17 protein-coding genes are annotated in these 17,761 nt (G+C 63.9%); 12 read left to right on the top strand and 5 right to left on the bottom strand.

All coding sequences use genetic code 11. The features are described 5' to 3' along the window. Positions 1-276 precede the first annotated feature (276 nt). From E1809_RS15155 to E1809_RS15145, 3 genes are read left to right on the top strand one after another with little or no spacing between them, the layout of a single operon-like run. Positions 277-1,455 (top strand): hypothetical protein, encoded by a 1,179-nt coding sequence (locus E1809_RS15155; RefSeq protein WP_133205070.1) that lies wholly within the window; start codon positions 277-279, stop codon positions 1,453-1,455. An 11-nt stretch (positions 1,456-1,466) separates the two neighbouring features. Beyond that, positions 1,467-2,255: an endonuclease III gene (gene nth / locus E1809_RS15150; protein ID WP_133205069.1), complete on the top strand. Its 789-nt coding sequence runs from the start codon at positions 1,467-1,469 to the stop codon at positions 2,253-2,255. Continuing rightward, entirely contained in the window at positions 2,252-2,932 is a 681-nt protein-coding gene (locus E1809_RS15145) for an NUDIX hydrolase (protein WP_133205068.1), read from the top strand. Before nth ends, E1809_RS15145 begins: the two co-directional genes overlap by 4 nt. Before the next feature lie 13 nt (positions 2,933-2,945). Here E1809_RS15145 and E1809_RS15140 read toward each other — a convergent pair whose 3' ends face one another. Together E1809_RS15140 and E1809_RS15135 are read right to left on the bottom strand one after the other, a co-directional pair. After that, positions 2,946-3,143, bottom strand: coding sequence for a YegP family protein (locus E1809_RS15140; RefSeq protein ID WP_133205067.1), 198 nt, complete (start codon positions 3,141-3,143; stop codon positions 2,946-2,948). A 245-nt stretch (positions 3,144-3,388) separates the two neighbouring features. Then, positions 3,389-5,083 (bottom strand): bifunctional 3'-5' exonuclease/DNA polymerase, encoded by a 1,695-nt coding sequence (locus E1809_RS15135; RefSeq protein WP_133205107.1) that lies wholly within the window; start codon positions 5,081-5,083, stop codon positions 3,389-3,391. Between the two features lie 451 nt (positions 5,084-5,534). Between E1809_RS15135 and ssd the strand changes: the two genes are divergently transcribed. From ssd to E1809_RS27745, 7 genes are all read left to right on the top strand, one after another. Next, the gene (ssd, locus tag E1809_RS15130) at positions 5,535-6,554 is read left to right on the top strand and encodes a septum site-determining protein Ssd (protein ID WP_235835614.1); all 1,020 of its coding nucleotides are present in this window, start codon (positions 5,535-5,537) and stop codon (positions 6,552-6,554) included. 80 nt (positions 6,555-6,634) lie between these two features. Further along, positions 6,635-7,843: a TadA family conjugal transfer-associated ATPase gene (locus E1809_RS15125; protein ID WP_235835621.1), complete on the top strand. Its 1,209-nt coding sequence runs from the start codon at positions 6,635-6,637 to the stop codon at positions 7,841-7,843. Beyond that, positions 7,840-8,604, top strand: coding sequence for a type II secretion system F family protein (locus E1809_RS15120; RefSeq protein ID WP_165962332.1), 765 nt, complete (start codon positions 7,840-7,842; stop codon positions 8,602-8,604). Before E1809_RS15125 ends, E1809_RS15120 begins: the two co-directional genes overlap by 4 nt. Next, on the top strand, positions 8,604-9,236 hold the full coding sequence (locus E1809_RS15115; protein WP_133205064.1) for a type II secretion system F family protein: 633 nt from the start codon (positions 8,604-8,606) through the stop codon (positions 9,234-9,236). Before E1809_RS15120 ends, E1809_RS15115 begins: the two co-directional genes overlap by 1 nt. A 187-nt stretch (positions 9,237-9,423) precedes the next feature. After that, on the top strand, positions 9,424-9,888 hold the full coding sequence (locus E1809_RS27420; protein ID WP_235835613.1) for a DUF4244 domain-containing protein: 465 nt from the start codon (positions 9,424-9,426) through the stop codon (positions 9,886-9,888). 110 nt (positions 9,889-9,998) lie between these two features. Then, positions 9,999-10,562 (top strand): TadE family type IV pilus minor pilin, encoded by a 564-nt coding sequence (locus E1809_RS15105; RefSeq protein WP_235835612.1) that lies wholly within the window; start codon positions 9,999-10,001, stop codon positions 10,560-10,562. Beyond that, positions 10,559-11,029: an Rv3654c family TadE-like protein gene (locus E1809_RS27745; RefSeq protein ID WP_268908700.1), complete on the top strand. Its 471-nt coding sequence runs from the start codon at positions 10,559-10,561 to the stop codon at positions 11,027-11,029. The genes E1809_RS15105 and E1809_RS27745 overlap by 4 nt, the downstream gene beginning before the upstream one ends. Positions 11,030-11,287: 258 nt before the next feature. On the opposite strand, the gene E1809_RS15095 is transcribed toward E1809_RS27745, so the two are convergent. Both E1809_RS15095 and E1809_RS15090 read right to left on the bottom strand, forming a co-directional pair. Continuing rightward, positions 11,288-13,612 (bottom strand): DEAD/DEAH box helicase, encoded by a 2,325-nt coding sequence (locus E1809_RS15095; RefSeq protein ID WP_251600171.1) that lies wholly within the window; start codon positions 13,610-13,612, stop codon positions 11,288-11,290. A 167-nt stretch (positions 13,613-13,779) separates the two neighbouring features. Next, positions 13,780-14,475: a GNAT family N-acetyltransferase gene (locus E1809_RS15090; RefSeq protein ID WP_133205061.1), complete on the bottom strand. Its 696-nt coding sequence runs from the start codon at positions 14,473-14,475 to the stop codon at positions 13,780-13,782. A gap of 123 nt (positions 14,476-14,598) precedes the next feature. Between E1809_RS15090 and trhO the strand changes: the two genes are divergently transcribed. Further along, positions 14,599-15,492: an oxygen-dependent tRNA uridine(34) hydroxylase TrhO gene (gene trhO / locus E1809_RS15085; RefSeq protein WP_133205060.1), complete on the top strand. Its 894-nt coding sequence runs from the start codon at positions 14,599-14,601 to the stop codon at positions 15,490-15,492. A gap of 12 nt (positions 15,493-15,504) precedes the next feature. On the opposite strand, the gene E1809_RS15080 is transcribed toward trhO, so the two are convergent. Beyond that, entirely contained in the window at positions 15,505-15,942 is a 438-nt protein-coding gene (locus tag E1809_RS15080; protein WP_133205059.1) for a hypothetical protein, read from the bottom strand. 102 nt (positions 15,943-16,044) lie between these two features. Between E1809_RS15080 and E1809_RS15075 the strand changes: the two genes are divergently transcribed. Beyond that, positions 16,045-17,757 carry a DUF7059 domain-containing protein gene (locus tag E1809_RS15075; protein WP_235835611.1) on the top strand — a complete coding sequence of 571 codons (1,713 nt, stop codon included), beginning with the start codon at positions 16,045-16,047 and terminating at the stop codon, positions 17,755-17,757. Positions 17,758-17,761 lie beyond the last annotated feature (4 nt).

Raw genomic sequence — 17,761 nt, 5'->3', positions numbered from 1 at the left:
GAGGACCGTGAGCGGCATCTGATTCGCGACGAACGGCGGTGAACCACGCCTTCGCGGCACACGCTGTCAGCGAACACGCCACCTTGCCGCCCGCCGTCGGACGCGTAATCGTCCCAGCCGGGGGTCACCTTTCAACTAGTGGACTGTCAGACGGTTGGAATAGGCTGAAGTGGACTCGAGACGCGAGAACTTGGCGACCCTCCTGGTCCGGAGAGCACCGGGTGCAACTTGGGGTGGCCGCGTCCCGGGCGCCGCCGTATTAAAGGAGAATTGCAGATGAACCAGACGAGCCTAGGTCCGACGAGCGGTGCGAATGCGCCTGAATCGGCCTCGGAAGCATCAACTGGAAGCGAAACGCCAAAACCCGGCAACCAGAACTCCACGAAGTACCAAGCGGTGCTGGGTCCTTTCACAATCCGGGACCTGACCGTTTTCGGTTCCACCTTGATCCTCTTTGTCGGATCCCTCCTTCCGATGGTTGGCAGGCAGTACAACCTGTGGAACCTGAACAACCTCTTCTTCCTCGCGCTGGGTATCATCCTCCCCCTCGTAGTTGCCGCCCTGTTCGCGGCACGGCGCCTGCAGCCCGGGACCGTCGTGAGGATTGGTTCGCTGTCCATCGACCAATTCGCTTCGGTGATCGCATCGTTCTCGCTGGCGTTCTTCTTCCTGACTACCGCGGGCGCATTCAATCCCTTTGTCCTTGTGGGCCTGGTTGGTTCGCTCGGCCTCCTAGTCGCTACCGTCCTGGCCCCGCATTTGCCGGTCCTCAAGCAGGACTTCGAGGGCCGGGTGGAGCTGCCGGCCCACATCGTTGCCCGTGAGGCGGTCGTCCCCACCCGGAAACCGGTCACGCCAAAGCCAGCTACTCCGAAGCCGGCCACCCCGGCAGCGAGCGAGCCAAGCTTTGCAGCACCTGCCGCCGTCGTTACCCCCGTGGTCACTCCTGCGGGCGCTCCTGTAGGAGCAGGCGCCGAAACCACTGCGACTGCCGACGGCGAAGCCCACTTGCCCGCGGACGAGCAACCCGCTGCTGCGGAAGAGGCTGCTCCGGCAGGACCGCTCACGCCCGCCGCCACCATGGCCACGCCGCTTGTCGACGCCGCGGCGAATAACGCTGCCACCCAGCACATCGGCACCATAACCAGAACCGAGGCGAGCAAACCTGAGGCGCCAGCCACGCCCGCCACCCAGGCCCACCAGACGATCGGTGCCACAGTCGACCCCGCGACGCGCCGGGACGACGACGATCACGGGAGCGACTACGAGGCATTCTGGTTCGCCGTCGCCCACCCTCGCAGCGTGATCGATGAACACACGGGGATGACCGCTTTCACCATCGAACCCGGCACGTGGATCCTGGCCCTTGAGGACCGCGGCAATGAATTCCTCGTGCAGGACGCCGACGGCAGAGTGGGTGTCCTCCGCGACCTCAGCAACATCGAACGCGGGTAACCAGGCCGGCCGTGGACACCCTCGAAACCCCACTGGCGCGGAAGCGCCGGGCTCGCCGGATCAATAAGGCCCTCGCCGAGCTGTACCCGTACGCACACGCCGAGCTCGATTTCCGCAACCCTTTCGAGCTTGTCGTGGCCACGGTGTTGTCCGCGCAGACCACCGATGTGCTGGTCAACCAGGTCACCAAGGTCTTGTTCGCGCGCTACCCGGACGCCCGGAGCATGGCCGAGGCGGAACTCGCCGAGCTGGAAGTCATCCTGCAGCCCACCGGTTTTTTCCGGGCCAAGGCGAAGAACGTCCTGGCTCTGAGCACGCGCCTGGTGGACGAGTTCGACGGCGAGGTGCCGGGACGGCTGGAGGACCTGGTGACGCTTCCCGGCGTCGGGCGCAAAACCGCGAACGTAGTGCTAGGCAACGCATTCGGCATTCCCGGCATCACCGTTGACACGCACTTCGGCCGCTTGGCGCGCAGGTTCGGGTGGACGACGTCCGAGGACCCGGTAAAGATCGAGTTCGACGTCGCCGAACTATTCGAGCCCCGGGACTGGACCATGCTTTCGCACCGGGTGGTGTTCCACGGACGCCGGGTCTGCCACGCCCGCAGGCCCGCGTGCGGAGCATGCGCAGTGGCGAATTGGTGCCCCAGCTACGGCGAAGGCGAAACAGACCCCGTGAAGGCCGCCAAACTGCTCAAATACGAACTCGCACCAGGCAAAGAGGCACTCCTGGCCCAGCTGCTCGCCGAGACCCACCGTGCGGCAGAAATCCGGATGGAATCCCAAAGGAGGCCGGGATGACGGCGCTTGAGGACTTGGTCAGCCTCATTACCAAGGTCGATTTAGGCGAGCATCCCGGTCCGGATCCGCGGATCGCTGCCGGGGCCGTCGACCCGGACAAGGCCCGGAAGGCCGCTGTGCTCATGCTATTCGGGGTGCTGGACGACATCCCGGCGCATTCGCAGAAACCCGTTGCTCCTGCCGACCTCGACGTCTTGCTGCTCGAACGCGCCCACACCTTGGACGACCACCCCGGCCAAGTCGCATTCCCCGGAGGCAGCATCGATCCCGGGGACGAATCTCCCATCGCTGCCGCCATCAGGGAAGCCGAGGAGGAGACCGGACTGGACAGCAGCGGCGTCCAGATCCTGGGTGTCATGCCCGAACTCGGACTCGCCCGCAGCAACTTCGTCGTCACCCCGGTGCTGGCGTGGTGGGCTTCGCCTTCGCCGGTGCGGGTAGTGGATTACGCCGAATCGGCACAAGTGTTCCGCGTTCCGGTGCGGGACCTCCTTGACCCGGACAACCGCTTTACGGGAACCCTGACACGAGCCGGCCAGACCTTTTCGAGCCCGGTCTTCAAGGTCAACGGTCTCGTGGTCTGGGGCTTTACCGGGATGGTGCTCAACGGCCTTTTCGACGCCCTCGGGTGGACCGTTTCGTGGGACACGGAACGGTTGCTGGAGATCGAGATCTAGGCTGCGTTTATTGCTACGCGGCGCGGCGCTGCTTCGAGTGGTCCACCACGAGGCCCGTCGCCGCATTTTCCCGCACGGCTTTGATCCCTGCCACGACGGCCTCCAAGTGTTGGAACTCGGGAGATTCGGCTACCACCGTACCGTCCGCCGCCATCAGTCGGAAACGGTAGCTGTGTTCGCCGTTTTTGAGAATTTCGAATTTTCCAGCCATTGTGCTGTCCCCCTCATATCTTGCCCGCACGGTGAGTGCGTCTTTGCACTGTGTCCTAGAAGTATAGTGTCCTAGAATGTGGCGTCCCTCACTTTGAACGCCATGAACCGAGACTATCCAGAATGATGGGGCTGGCTGAAGTTACTTTGGAGTATGTGACCATTTCCGGTCATACGAGCTTCGATTCCGCCATATGACTCGCATTCCGCTGCACCCGAAGCTACGGTCCTCGTGGTCAAAGGCGCCTATTTTGCCTTGTCGTATGAATCGACCACCGCGACGCTCACCGGGAACTCCACGGGAATCCGTCCGAACAGCAGCTCCTTCGCGGCGGCGGCAGCCTCTTCGATCGCCTTGACGCATCGCTCCACCGAGTCGGCAGGCGCATGGACCATCACCTCGTCGTGCAGGAAAAACACAAGTTCCCCCGTGCCCGAGCCGTTCGCCCGCATGCCGCGGAGCCGCCGTCGGAGTTCGGCCAGCCAGCACGAGGCCCAGTCCGCGGCGGAACCCTGGACCACAAAGTTCCGCGTGAAACGGCCGCGCGAACGCGCGATGGCGTCCGCCCGGCGCTGCTCCTCCGCCGTCGTCGACTGCTGGCTCCGTATCCAGCGTTCCGACGGCGGCGGGCTGCTACGACCCAACCGCGACGTCACCGTTCGGCCGGCTTCGCCGTCGCGGGCTGCCTGCTCAACAAAGCCGACGGCGCGCGGATAAGTCCTGGTGAGCTGGGGCATGAGCCGGCCGGATTCGCCCGTCGTAGCGCCGTAGATCGCACCGAGGAGCGCAATCTTCGCTTTCGAGCGGTCGCCGCCGAAGCCTTGGGCCGCGATACCCGCGTAGAGGTCCTTGTCCCGCGCAGCCTCGGCCATCTTCGTGTCCTGCGCCAACGCCACCAAAACCCGCGGCTCAAGCTGGGACGCGTCCGCGACGATCAACTTGTATCCCGGATCGGCGTGGACGGCGCCCCGGATTTGGCGAGGGATCTGCAAGGCCCCGCCGCCCCTGGACGCCCAACGGCCGGAAACCACCCCGCCCACAACGTACTCGGGGCGGAAACGCCCGCCGCTGACCCAAGCGTCGAGCCAGGACCAACCGTTCGCCGTGAACAGGCGGGAAAGCTTTTTGTACTCCAAAAGCGGCCCGATTGCCAGATGGTTCGACTCTCTGAGTTCCCACTGACGCGTCGACTTCACTTCGATGCCGTTCCGGTGCAGGGCGCGGATGAGATCCTGCGGTGAATCCGGATTCAATGCGGGGGTGTTGAGCATCGTCCGGAGTTCGTTGCACAAGGTCTCGAGCCTGGCGGGACGGTGGCCAAGCGGCGGGCGCGGACCCAGGTAGGCTGCCAGGATCCCTTCATGCAACTGTTCCCGCCACGGCACTCCGGTGAACTGCATTTCGGCGGCAATAATGGCAGCCGCCGACTCTGCTGCCAGCAACAGTTTCAATCTGTGCCGACGGCGGTCCTCCACGGACGCTTGGCCAAGTGCCTGCTGCTGCGCGGCGAACTCGTCACGGACATCGTCGAGGCTGGGCTGGGCAGCGCGTGGAGCGAGGTCGTCAAAGAGCGCGTCCTGGTCGGCCGGTGCCGGGGCAGCCTGAAGGGCCCGCTGCGGAGGGACGGCGTCATCGTCCTGGGTCAGCTTTTCGGCATTGCGGGCGTAGGCGGTGTGGGCCGTGAATTCCGAATGGACCAGGATGGCCCGGCACAGTGTGAGATCGTGGCAACGCTCCACTTCGACTCCCGCGTTGAGCAGCGCCGGGTACCAGTCCTGCGTCCGGCTCCAAACCCAGCGCGGGTGCCTTTCCTCCAGAACGCGTACGACGTCGGCCAGCTCGGCCAGCGCTACGACGCGCGGCTCCCCGGCGGGTACTCCGGCGGCGGTGATTTCCTGTATGGCTGCGCCGTCGGGATGGGCGGCGAGCAGCAAATACATGGTCACAATTGTGCCTTGCAATTCTGCGGAATCCTGCACGTTGCGGACGGATGCGGTCCGGGTTTCCGAGGGCGTGTGCGGGTTTCGATGGCAGTTCCTCCACAGCGCAACTTCCGGTGACTTGTCCACATACGGAAGATGGGGCCTTCAAGCGCATGGCGCGCTCGGCCACAGTGGCTTCATGAGCGGCCAACATGTACAGCAGAGTGATCACCTTCGGAACCAACCCCGCGTCGCGGGAGACGTCGAACCCCGAGCGACCGGCCTCACTCTTGAAGAATCCCGGTCCCGGCGCAGCCGAGACGGGACCGCCACACCGCGGGCACACAGGTCAGTGCGGACTGCACCGGTCCATGACCGCGGCAAGCGTCGGAGCAGGTCCCCTGGTCGTGGGTGGGAACCCGGATCGGAGGAATCCTGGGTCCCGGTCGATTCCGGCGAAGTCTTGCTCGTGACTGCCAATTCCCGGTTGAAAGCTGAGACGGAAAGAGTTGCGGCAGCGGTCGGGGCAGGACTCCGGACGGTACCCGACTCTTCCGAGGCCTTGCCGGTATGGGATTCCGCGCGCATTGTTCTCCTGGGGAGCGACGTCCTCGAAGTTCCGCCGCGTCGTCGTGCGCCTTCGGTGCTGCTTGGCCTCAACGGGGAAGGTGATTCCTTGTGGCAATTGGCCGCGTCAACCGGTGCGGAGCGCGTCGCTGTGCTGCCCGAAGCCGCGGCCTGGCTGGCCGAGTTCCTCAACGCATCGCAAACCCCTGACCCGGGAGGCCTGGTACTTGGAGTCATCGGAGGGTGCGGCGGAGCCGGAGCTTCCACGGCCGCGGTGTGGTTGGCGCAGGAAGCCGCAGGTCATGGGGTCAGAACCTTGCTCGTGGACGGCGATGCACGCGGCGGGGGCCTTGAGCTTTGCCTCGCCGCGGAAGACGTCCCAGGGCTGCGCTGGCCCGACCTCGCCGGTGCGAGCGGCAGCATCGGCTCCGCCAGGCTCAGCGATTCCTTGCCGGTCGCGGGTGGCTTTTCCTTCCTGTCATGGCCAGGCAGCAGGGACCGTCCCCTCGACGCCGACCCCGAAGCGGTCACCGCAATGCTGGATTCAGCCAGGCGCGGCTTTGAACTCGTCATCGTGGACATCGGCCGTGGAACCGAATCGATCGGCGGTTTCGCGTGGGACTGCGACAGGATCCTCGTGGTGGCCCGTGCCCAGCTCCGCGCCGCTGTTGCATCAGCACGGCTCCTCCACGAGCTACCTCCGGTGGACTTGTCCTTGGTCATTCGAGGGGACGCCGAATCGGCTCTTGACGGGACTCTGGTGGCCGAATCCCTGGGCCTGTCTCTCCTCGGTGTGCTCCCTGAGCTCCGAGGGGCCTCCAGGGCAGCCGAGCTTGGGCAACTCCTCGAATTCGGGAAACGCAAAGCAGTGCGTCGCTTTGCGGCTTCCGTCCTTCAACTGCTCGACGACCGAGCGAAGTGAGCAGCCAAGGATTCCCCGGACGCCGACGCCGTCCCCGGCAACTGGACGCCGCACTCCTTGAGACTGTCAGGGAGGAAGTCATGTCCGATGCCCGCCCGGTTACCCCGTCGCGGGTTGCCGAGGCGGTCCATGCCACCGGGCGTCTGCTCGGAACCGCCGGCGCCCTTGCAGCCGTGGAATCAATCAGTGCCGAACTCAGCGGATTGGGTCCCCTCCAACAATTGGTTCGGGACGTCGCAGTGACTGACATCTTCGTGAACGGCCCTGATTCCGTGTGGGTCGACCGGGGGCAGGGCCTGGAACGCGCCCCCATCCATTTCGAGGGGGAATCCCAAGTCCGCGCACTCGCTGGCAGGCTGGTCGCGGCAGGTGGTCGGCGGCTTGACGACGGTTCGCCCTGCGTCGATGTTCGCCTCAGCGGGGGCTACCGGGTGCACGCGGTGCTTCCGCCGATTTCCACCGCCGGAACACTCTTGTCCGTGCGTATTCGGCGTGAAGAGGTGTTCACCATGGACGAGCTTCGAGCCAGCGGCATGTTCGGGGCGCCGGTGCAGCAGATTCTCGAATCCATGGTCCGGCGAAGGCTGAGCTTCCTCATCAGCGGCGCCACGGGTTCTGGAAAGACCACACTTTTGTCGACGCTCCTGGGGTTGAGCAATCCCAAAGAACGGCTTGTCTTGATAGAAGACGCAGCGGAACTGAATCCTGTGCATCCCCATGTGGTTTCCCTCGAATCCAGGCACGGGAACCTTGAAGGAGGTGGCATCCTTGACCTCGGCGAGCTCGTTCGGCAAGCGCTTCGGATGCGTCCGGACAGGCTGATTGTCGGTGAATGCCGTGGAGCCGAGGTCCGCGAGCTGTTGACGGCACTCAATACCGGCCATACCGGTGGCGGCGGGACGATCCACGCCAACACGGCGGCCGCCGTCCCGGCAAGGCTTGTCTCGTTGGGCGCGCTTGCCGGCCTCAGCCAAGAAGCTATCCGATTGCAGATTTCAACAGCGCTGGACGCCGTGGTCCACGTGGAACGGACTGCAAATGGCAGGCGTGTGTCCTGCATTGGATTATTGGCCGAAGGCACCAGTGATCAAACCGTGGTGCCCGCCGTTGAACTGCGCTCCGGTACTGCCGTCGCAGGTCCGGCATGGCGGGATCTCGCAAGTCGCCTTGGGGTCGATCCGGAGCTTGTGCCGGAGCCATTTAGCGGATCGCACGACTCCGGGCACCATGGCGAAGGCGAACTGCAAGGTTTGGGTGCACGCCGCGGCCCCCTGGGGGCTGCTGCATGACCGGCTTGCTCACGCTCACCCTTGGAGCTGCGGTGTGGGTGGCTTTCCAGCCTTCACGCCAGCTCCGGAGAAGGACGGCGCAGGCCCTGCTGCCGGCTGCCGAGCCGCGTTCGCAAGCGATCAGGTTCCGGAGGCGCGCCCGCGTTGAACCGTTGCCGCTCACAGCGCTTGTTCAGCAATTGTCGGCATTGCTGCGCGGTGGCCGCTCGGCGTCGAAGCTGTGGGACGAGCTGTGGATGGTGCACGGTGCGAAGCCGGTTCACGGCACGCGCGAAGCAGGACCGGAACCGGCCGCGCTGACGCCTGGATCGCTCCAGGTCCTCGCGGCAGCCAGGGCGGCATCCATGATGGGCACATCCGTTGCAGAAGCCATCAGGACATCTGCCAGCGGGGATCTTCTGCAGCGGTGCCCGGTGGATCGAAGGGTTTGGGGAGAGCTCGCCGCATGCCTGGATGTTGCTGAGGCGAGTGGTTGTCCCTTGGCCGACGTCCTGACGCGTTTCGCCTCCCAGCTCGAGGCGGAGGACGATGCCGACGACGCACGGCAAACAGCGCTCGCAGGTCCCAAAGCCACAGTGCGCTTGTTGAGCTGGTTGCCACTTTTCGGACTCGCGCTCGGACTGCTGCTAGGTGTGGACCCGTTCAGCATTTTGCTGGCCAACGGCGTCGGGTGGGCGGCCCTTGCCGGTGGGATCGTCCTGACGATCGCGGGCAGGGTGTGGTCTTCGCGTTTGGTGCGTGTCGCAGCAGGTGGTCGGTAATGGATTCGGTTTTTGCTGCTTTTGTACTGTCCGTTGTCTTGGCTACCGCAGTAATTCTCGTATTCGCAAACCCCGGAAGGATCCGACGCCGAACGGCCCTCCGGATACTGGCCTTTCCGCCGGACGTACGCGGTTTGGAAGCGGGGAACTCCCGGCACCCGGTATCGGTTCAAACCCGTGAGCCACCGGCTGCTTCGGGAGAGCTGCGAAACGTGCCCATGATGCTCGAACTAGTGGCCGCAATGCTCGATTCGGGGGCAAGCCTCGGACGTGCGCTCGACTTGATTGCCCACTGCGCGGCCAAACAGATCGGCGGTCCCCTCCGGGCGGTCGTATCCGCCCTGGACATAGGGACCGACTGGGAGACCGCCTGGCGGAGTTCAGCGCAACAAAGCCTAGAGGCAAGCAAACTGAAGGACGCGCTCACCTTCGCTGCACTGACGGGTGCGCCCTCCTCGGCGATCCTCTACGCCCAGGCAGCACGCCTCCGCCGGGAACAATTCAGGGCGGCGGAAAAGCGGGCTGCTGCCCTTGGAGTGAAGCTGGTTGTCCCACTTGGCCTATGTTCCTTGCCGGCATTCATCTGTCTTGGTGTGGTTCCGGTGCTCCTGGCGATGCTTCCGGACGGATAGATGTCGTCCTTGCTGATAGCTCGCGTTGCCGGGTTCTCACTTGCCGGAAGCACGAGTTGTCCTCCACACAGCGCATCGATGACGAGTTTTCCACTTAGGGAAGTTGGGTTCTTTTGAAGACCGAGCCGCAACGGAAGAGTCGAAGTACGGCCGGCAACCAAGCCCGGATCCAACGAAAGGAACTGACATGAACAGCACAACGGATGCCCTGCTCCAAGCCCCTCGTTCTCGGACAAAAACGGGTCCGGAAGCACGCGGGGAGGGCCTCGGTACCCGCAGCGGGGACGCTGAATCCGCCACCCCCGCGCTTGCTCAGGTACACGAGCTCTTTCCGGTACCTGGGGACAGGACGGAGGGGATGCCGCCCAGCGGTACGCATTCAGGCGACGACGCCGGCGGCACCACCTTCCACGGAGACTCCGCCCGCTCACGGCGGTCGAAGAACGGGAAGCCGCAGGACCGGAAGGCAAGGGACCCGAAGCCAAAGAAGGAACGCCTCACAGGATCCGAGCTTGGAATGGCAACAGCGGAATATGCCATCGCCACCCTCGCGGCGGTGGGCTTTGCCGGCCTCCTGGTAGTCATCCTTCGCTCCGAGGAAGTACGCGGATTCCTCCTCAACCTCATTCGCAGCGCGCTCTCGCTGCCATGACCCAAGTGAAAGGGCATGCGGATTGGGTCGCAGTCGCACCGCGCCCTGTGAGACTGCCTGGGCACCCGGTGAAACTAGCGGACCAACCGGTGAAATCAGCGGCGCATCCGGTGAAACGAGCAGCACAAGATGTGTGGCGTCGCCAGTTCACGTGGCTCGCAGCCAAGCGCAGTCCGAAACGCCCGAGCCTCTCGCGCTGGAACCTGGTTCGTCGGCGCAAGTCACGCGCCACACCGGATCTCGGGGCGGTGACCGCGGAGTTCGCTGTTACATTGCCGGCAGTGTTGCTCCTTCTGGCGCTGCTCTTGGCGGGTTCTTCTGCGGGAATTACGCAGCTTCGATTGGAGGAGGCTGCCAAAGCCGGTGCCAGGGCACTTGCCCGCGGAGACGGAAATGCGGCTGTGGAAGGCATTGTCCGAAAACTTGCAGGCGATGCGGCCTCGACGATCGTCGCGGAGGACGGAGGATGGATCGTAGTCACCGTCTCCGCCAAAGTGGCTGGTCCGCTCGGCTCGCTTATTCCGTGGAAGCTTTCCGCAGTGGCGTCGGCAAAGGTCGAGATGCCGCAAGGGGCTGCAGGCTCTATGTCTCGTACAGGTGCTGGCGCTGTTGACTTCAATGGCCCCGGGTCCGTCGCAGGTCTTCAACCACTCGTCAAAGAGAGTGCGGCGTGAGGGCCGAAATCGCCCGCGCCCACACTCGCGGCCAACGCATCTACACCTGCGGTGAACGTGACCACGTTCGTGGCGTCGCCCGCGCCTGCGGTCAACGCGTCCACGCTTGCGGCCAGCTTGCCCACACACGTTGCCGAGAGGCCGGGGCGGGCACGGTCTTGGCTCTCGCCTTGGGCCTTGTGGTCATGATTTGCATGGGAGCAGCCCTCATGCTCGCCCAAGCTGCGATCGTCGCCCACCGCGTAGCCTCAGCCGCGGATCTAGCGGCGCTCGCCGGAGCTGACGCGGCCCGCGGGCTGACAACCGGAGATCCTTGCACGATCGCCGGCGAAACAGCGGTGCGGCACGGAGCATCGCTGGCGAACTGCGCCGTGAGCGGGGGTGAGATTGTGGACGTCACAACCCGCGTGGACCGCGGCATGGTCGCAGCAGCTACCGGCCGTGCACGTGCCGGTCCACCGCCCTAGCCCGCGGTATGGCCGGAACAGCCAGGGCCGTCCACAGACAGGCCCGCCGCCTAGCCCGCGACCACCAATGCGACTACCAACGCGACTTCCACTAAGGACTACCGGTTCTGCAGTGCCGTGATGAATTGGCACAGCTACATTTCGTCATTCACGCTCGTGGGGCTCGGCCCATCCGGATCATGCATCCATACCGAGTCCCCACGGCGTGCCACTGAACCCGGCTCGGGGCCTGCTCAAGGCCGGCTCGGGGCCCGGTTCCTAAACGGCGTCCCGAAGGAGCACATTGATCAGGGTGACAGCAGCAGCTTTGTCCAAGGGATTGTTCTTGTTGCCGCATTTGGGGGACTGAACGCAGGAGGGGCAGCCGTTGTCGCACTCGCAGGCTTTGATCGCATCTCTTGTTGCGGTCAACCATACTTTCGCCTTCTCGAACCCGCGCTCCGCAAAGCCGGCACCGCCAGGGTGGCCGTCATACACAAAGATCGTGGGGACTCCCGTGTCGGCGTGGAGTGCTGTTGAGACGCCGCCAATGTCCCAGCGGTCACTTGATGCCACGAGGGGGAGGAGGCCGATGGCGGCGTGTTCCGCTGCATGGAGCGCGCCGGGGAATTGTGCCTCGATCAAGCCGGCGTTTGTCAGCGATCGGTTGTGGACCACGAACCATACGGCCTTGGTGAACAGATCCCTCGCCCCCAGTTCGAGGGGCTCTTCTCCAAGGACCTCATTCGATATCAAAGCCTTCCGTTGAAAGGAGACCACCTGTGTTGTTACTTTCACCTCTCCGAAGTGGACGGAGACATCGCCCCATTCCACGGAACGGAGGGTCTGCAGCACCTCGATCTGGGTTACGTCCCGCGCTGTCGTGTAGTAGTCGGGGTTGGTTCGCCGAACAATCACGCAGTGGTCTTCTTCGTTCAGGTCTTCAACCAGATAGCTGTCACCTTGGTGGACGTAGATGGCTCCCGTGTGCGCCTGATAGTGCGTCTGCGGCGAATCCATCGTGCCAAGCAATGACCCTGTTTCGGAGTCGACGATGCTTACGGGTCCGCCGCCGTCCGCACGCAGGTTCACCATGGAGGCGGCGCTCTCCGGGTGCGTCCAAAACCAGCCTGCTGGCCGTTTCCGCAAGTATCCCTGGTCCACGAGCTGGTTCAGGATGCCCTCGGCTGTGGGGCCGAACAGTTCAAGCTCGCCTGGACCGATCGGGAGTTCGGCCGCCGCCGCGCACAGATGCGGACCAAGGACATACGGGTTGCCCGGGTCAAAGACGGTCGCCTCAACCGATACGTCGAAGATCGCCTCTGGATGGTTGACGAGGTATGTGTCCAAGGGATCGTCGCTTGCAACGAATGCCGCAACAGCATCCTGTCCGGCCCTGCCTGCGCGGCCGATCTGCTGGAAGAGGGAAGCCCTTGTTCCGGGCCAGCCTGCCACCAAAACAGCGTCGAGCCCGGAAATATCGATCCCCAACTCCAACGCGGAGGTGCTGGAGACGCCGAGCAGTTGACCCGAGCGCAAAGCCTTTTCGAGCGCCCGCCGTTCTTCGGGAAGATAACCCGAACGGTAGGCCGCAATCCGTTGCGGGAGGCTGGGGTCCACTTCGTCGAGGAGCCGCTTGGCAATGGAGGAAATCGTCTCGGCGCCGCGCCTGGACTTGATGAAGGCAATCGTCCGCACGCGGGAGGAGACCAGGTTTGCCAGGAGGTCGGCCGTCTCCGCTACAGCTGTCCGCCGGGATTTGGCCCCGTTTTCGCCTTTGAGGTCCGTCAGGGCCGGTTCCCAAAAGGCCACGGTGGTGGATCCGTGCGGCGAGCAGTCCTGGGAAACTTCGCGTGCGGGGGCACCGATAAGACGGGAAAACGATGCGCCAGGATCAGAAGCTGTCGCAGAAGCGGCGATGAATACAGGCTCAGGAAAAGAGGTTCCAGCTCCGTAGTAAGCACAGATTCGCCGGAGGCGGCGCATCAGGTTGGCCACATGGGATCCGAACACCCCGCGGTAACTGTGTGCCTCGTCCACGATGACATACCGCAGCCGACGGAAGAACCGCGCCCACCACGTGTGGTTCGGCAGTATTCCGAAGTGCAGCATGTCGGGATTGGCAAGGATGAAGTTGGCGTGATCACGGATCCAACGGCGCTGGGACTGATCGGTATCGCCGTCGTAAGTTTCCGCCCGGACCGTACGGAGCTTCAGAGCCCGGATCGCCGCGAGTTGGTCTGCCGCAAGCGCCTTGGTGGGGGAGAGGTAGAGCGTGACGGCGCCGTCGTCGTGGATCTTGCCCGGCTCGGACAGCACCCGCAATTCCGAACGGTGGATCGCGTCGATCGCGGGCAGCTGGTAGGCGAGCGACTTCCCGGAGGCTGTGCCTGTCGCGATAACCACGTGCTGCCCGGAATGGGCGATGTCGGCTGCTTCAATCTGGTGACGGTACGGTTCCTGGATGCCCAGGTTGCCGTAGGAGTCCACGATGTCCGCGTGAACCCACTCCGGCCACGCTTCGTGGATCGCCTGCCGTGCAGGGATGGTGTGGACATGCCGCAACTGCTCCGGGTCCGGGCTGTTGCCCAGCAGGGAGATCATGGATTCAGTCGCGTTCACCAGAACATTCTGTCATCGCACGCGAAACCGACGATCATCGGCCCAGTGCCAAAGCCAAGCTCTCGCCCGTTTCGATGGTTCCCTGCGCAAACGATGGTGGCGAACAGCTTGTGCGCAGGGAACCGTCGAAACGGAAAGCCCGGTGCGCCCTATGCCAAGGACAGGTCGGTTTCCTCGATCGGCTTGGTGGACATCATCAGAACCTGGCTCACGTCTTTCCACCCCAGGTGCGAGTACAAGTGCTGCCCGTCCAAGGATGCCAGGAGGAGCCCGCTTTCGACGTCGTGCTCAAAAGCCTTTGCAGCGAGGGCCTTCATGATGAAGCTTCCAAGGCCGCGGCGCTGGAAGTTGGGCTCCGTGACGATCTTGTCGAACACGGCTGTCTGCTTGACCACGAATACCTGGCCGCTGGCCGCTACTTCATCGCCCGCATGCACCACTGCGTAGTGGACGCCCTTCTTGGATGACGTCTTGAGCTTGAGGTCATCGTCCGAAAGCCACGGGTCTTCCGCATCTTGCGTGCGCATGTCCACGATCATCATGGTTTGGGAATCGGAGGTGATGTTAAGCCGGTGTTGGCGTGCCAGCTCCGTGTAGCGCGCAACGTCATTTGTCAGGATGGTCAGGATCCGGCTTTCCGCCTCGGCAGTCTTCGCAGCCAAGGCAGCGAATTCGGCTTCCGAAGGGTCGTGGGCGAAGTATTCCCATTCGCCTGTCTTGTCCGCGCGCAGCGCGGCAGGGAAGCGGCCTTCCCTTTGCGTCTGGTAGCCGCGGGAGCCGGCCCAGCCGGCTACCCATACGTCCAACAGCTGAGTGATGTCTTCAACCAAGGCGTCATGGCTCATGTAGAGAGACTATGTCAGCAGTCTTGGAATCAACAGTGGGCGTCAGTAACAGCTCCATTAACACTTAGAGGGGCGAACGTCCGTTCAACATGCCGGTTTGGAGCCACCAAGTACCCTTGATTCGTGGCTTTAAACAGGATTGTTCTCTTCTACGGCTTTACTCCGATCGCGGACCCGGACGCGGTGCGGCTCTGGCAGCGTGCCCTGTGCGAGAAGCTGGGTTTGACCGGAAGAATCCTGATTTCCCGGGATGGCATCAATGCCACAGTGGGCGGCGAGCTTAATAAGGTCAAGCAATACGTAAAGACCACCAAGGAATACAAAGGCTTCCACGGCATTGATTTCAAATGGTCCGAAGGCGGCGCCGAAGACTTCCCGCGTCTCAGCGTGAAGGTCCGCGACGAGATCGTATCCTTCGGTGCGCCCGGCGAGTTGAAGGTGGACGAAAACGGCGTGGTCGGCGGCGGAAAACACCTCAAGCCAAACGAACTGCATGACCTCCTCGAGGCCAAGAAATCCGCCGGTCAAGAGGTCAAGTTCTTCGACGGCCGTAACGCTTTCGAAGCACAGATCGGCAAGTTCAAGGACGCAATTGTTCCCGACGTCGCCACCACTCACGACTTCATCAAGGAACTCGACTCCGGAAAGTACGACGACCTCAAGGACCAGCCGGTGGTCACCTACTGCACGGGTGGTATCCGTTGCGAGGTCCTCTCGAGCCTCATGGTGAACCGCGGGTTCAAGGAGGTTTACCAACTCGACGGCGGTATTGTCCGCTACGGCGAAACCTACAAGGACCAAGGCCTGTGGGAGGGGTCCCTATACGTCTTCGATAAGCGCATGCACATGGAGTTCAGCGAAGACGCCAAAACCATCGGCGCCTGCGTCCGGTGCCAAGCGCCCACGAACAAGTTCGAGAACTGCTCCAACCCGAGCTGCCGCAACCTCACGCTGTACTGCGCTGATTGCGCGTCGAGCCCTGAAACCTTGCGCTGCCCGCAAGGTTGCGCAGCTTAACCCCGCCCCGCGCTAGGGAGTTGCCACCAGCTGGTACGCGTAGATCAGCGGGGCGTCCACGCTGCTCGCGCTGATGCTCAGCGGGCCGGCCGAGGTGATCTTGATCCGGGCTGTTTCCCGGCTTCCGTTGCAGGCAGCTCCGGCCTCGGTTAGTTGCTTGCCGGAAACGGACACGTCGAAGAAGGCCTTGCCGCCGCCGTCGCACGCGACGGTCAAGGTATAAGTACCGACGGCGATGTTCGGCATCCCCTTGCTCACGGGATCACGGTTCGGGATTTTTCCGGAGTCTTCAAAGACGACTCCGGGAGCGGAGGGGATGGTTGTCGCCTTCCACGCGGGGATATCTGCGTTATCGACCGAAACTGACGGAGCACATGCCGTCAACGCAAGAGACCCCGCGCCGACGACGACCAGCGCAGCGCGGCGCCAGGTGGAAAGGTGAAAAGCCATGGTTTAACGCTACCCGCTCGCAGCAGGTCGCCAAGCCGTCGGCCGGCCAGCGGCGCCAGTCCCCGCACTAATACCGTCGGACCCGCACCATAGACTTGCACAGTGACCGAACCCGCAACGCCCACCATCCCGGGGACCACTCCCGCAGCCGTCGATGCGCCCCGCAGCGACCTCCCCGAACTGCTCAGTGAGCTTGCGGACGACCTGCGGAATGTCGGGTACACCTTGGACGGAGTCGCGGAACTGCTTGGGGAGTCCGCGAACGCCGCGCTCGCGAGGGACCAGATCATCCCGGCGCTGATCGCCACCGAACCGCACAACTTCACCCCCGGTGCGGCGACGGACCGCGCGAAAGCCGCGCTCGCCGTCGTCGTGCGCTTGTGGCTCCTCGCGGTCCCGCAAAGCGACGGCGATATCGACGCCGCGTTGCCGCGGACCCGTACGGCGGGACTCGTCGAGCTCGGCCTGGCGGTGAAGAACGACGGCGGTGCTGTCGCCGCCAAAGTGGACCTGCGGCCGTACGGTTGGGGCGGGGTCCCGGAGGAAGACGAAGCAGAAGGGGTCGAACTGTGGGTCGCGAGCGACTTGGCCGCGCACCAGCAGCCCGGCGTGCTCCGGCACGATCACGTCCTGGGCATCGGGCAGGCGTCCACCACACTCGTGCAAACCACCATCCGAAGGCCGTCGAAGCGTGCGCTGGACCTCGGGACCGGCTGCGGAATACAGGCTTTCCATCTCCTCCACCACAGTGAGCATGTGACTGCTACGGACATTTCCGAGCGGGCTCTGGCGTTCACCCGTTTCAACTTGTTGCTCAACGCGGATGCCTTGCGCCTCGATCCAGCGGACCTAGAATCCCGCGTGAGCCTGAGGCTGGGCTCACTTCTCGAGCCGGTGGCGGGTGAGACCTTCGATCTGGTGGTGTCCAATCCGCCGTTCGTCATCACTCCGCGGACTGAGGGTGAGCAAGCGTCGGATCAGTTCACCTACCGCGACGGCGGACTGCCGGGCGATGAGATCGTCGCCCAACTGGTCCGTACGTTGCCGGACGTGCTTGCTCCGGGAGGCACGGCCCAGATGCTCGGAAACTGGGAAGTTCGAGCGGGCAGTGCATGGAGCGAACGGCCGGCTTCCTGGCTCGCCCAGTCCCACACCGACGCCCAGTCCGGCAACGACACCCAGTCCCGCACCGACGCGTGGTTCATCCAGCGGGAACAGGTGAGCCCCGAGTTTTACGCCGAGACGTGGCTGCAGGACGCTTCCGAAGGCCGCGACCGCGAGCTATACCGGAATGCGTACGGCGCGTACTTGAGTGATTTCGCGTCGCGCGACGTCGAGGCTGTCGGTTTTGGCATGATCTGGTTGCGCCGCCCTGCGGACGATTCAAGGGAGGGGTCGACGCGTTTCGAGGAGATCACCTACCCGATCGAGCAACCGATCGGTCCGCACTTGGCCGCCGCGATCGAGCGCACTGGTTGGCTGGACGCCCACGATCTCGTTGAGGCCCACTTGGTGGTGGCCGACGACGTCACCGAGGAACGCCACCAGCGCCCGGGCGCCGAGCATCCCGGCGTCATCCTGTTGCGCCAAGGCGCGGGACTGCGCCGGACGAACCTGCTGAGCACCGAGCTGGCCGGATTCGTATCAGCGTGCGACGGCGAATTGTCGGTTGGGCAGCTGATCGGCGCCTTGTCCGCGTTGTTGGGTGGTGGGGACGATTTCGACGACGACGCTTTCCGCGCCGGGCTGCTTTCAGATGTGGCCAACCTGGTCCGGGACGGTTTCCTGTTGCCCGAGGTAACGGACGCCGACTGACGGA

The organism is Arthrobacter terricola, assembly GCF_004354015.1.
Taxonomy (GTDB): Bacteria; Actinomycetota; Actinomycetes; order Actinomycetales; family Micrococcaceae; genus Arthrobacter; species Arthrobacter terricola.
The sequence above is the reverse complement of the archived record's forward strand: the minus strand, read 5'-3'. Positions and strand labels throughout refer to the sequence as shown.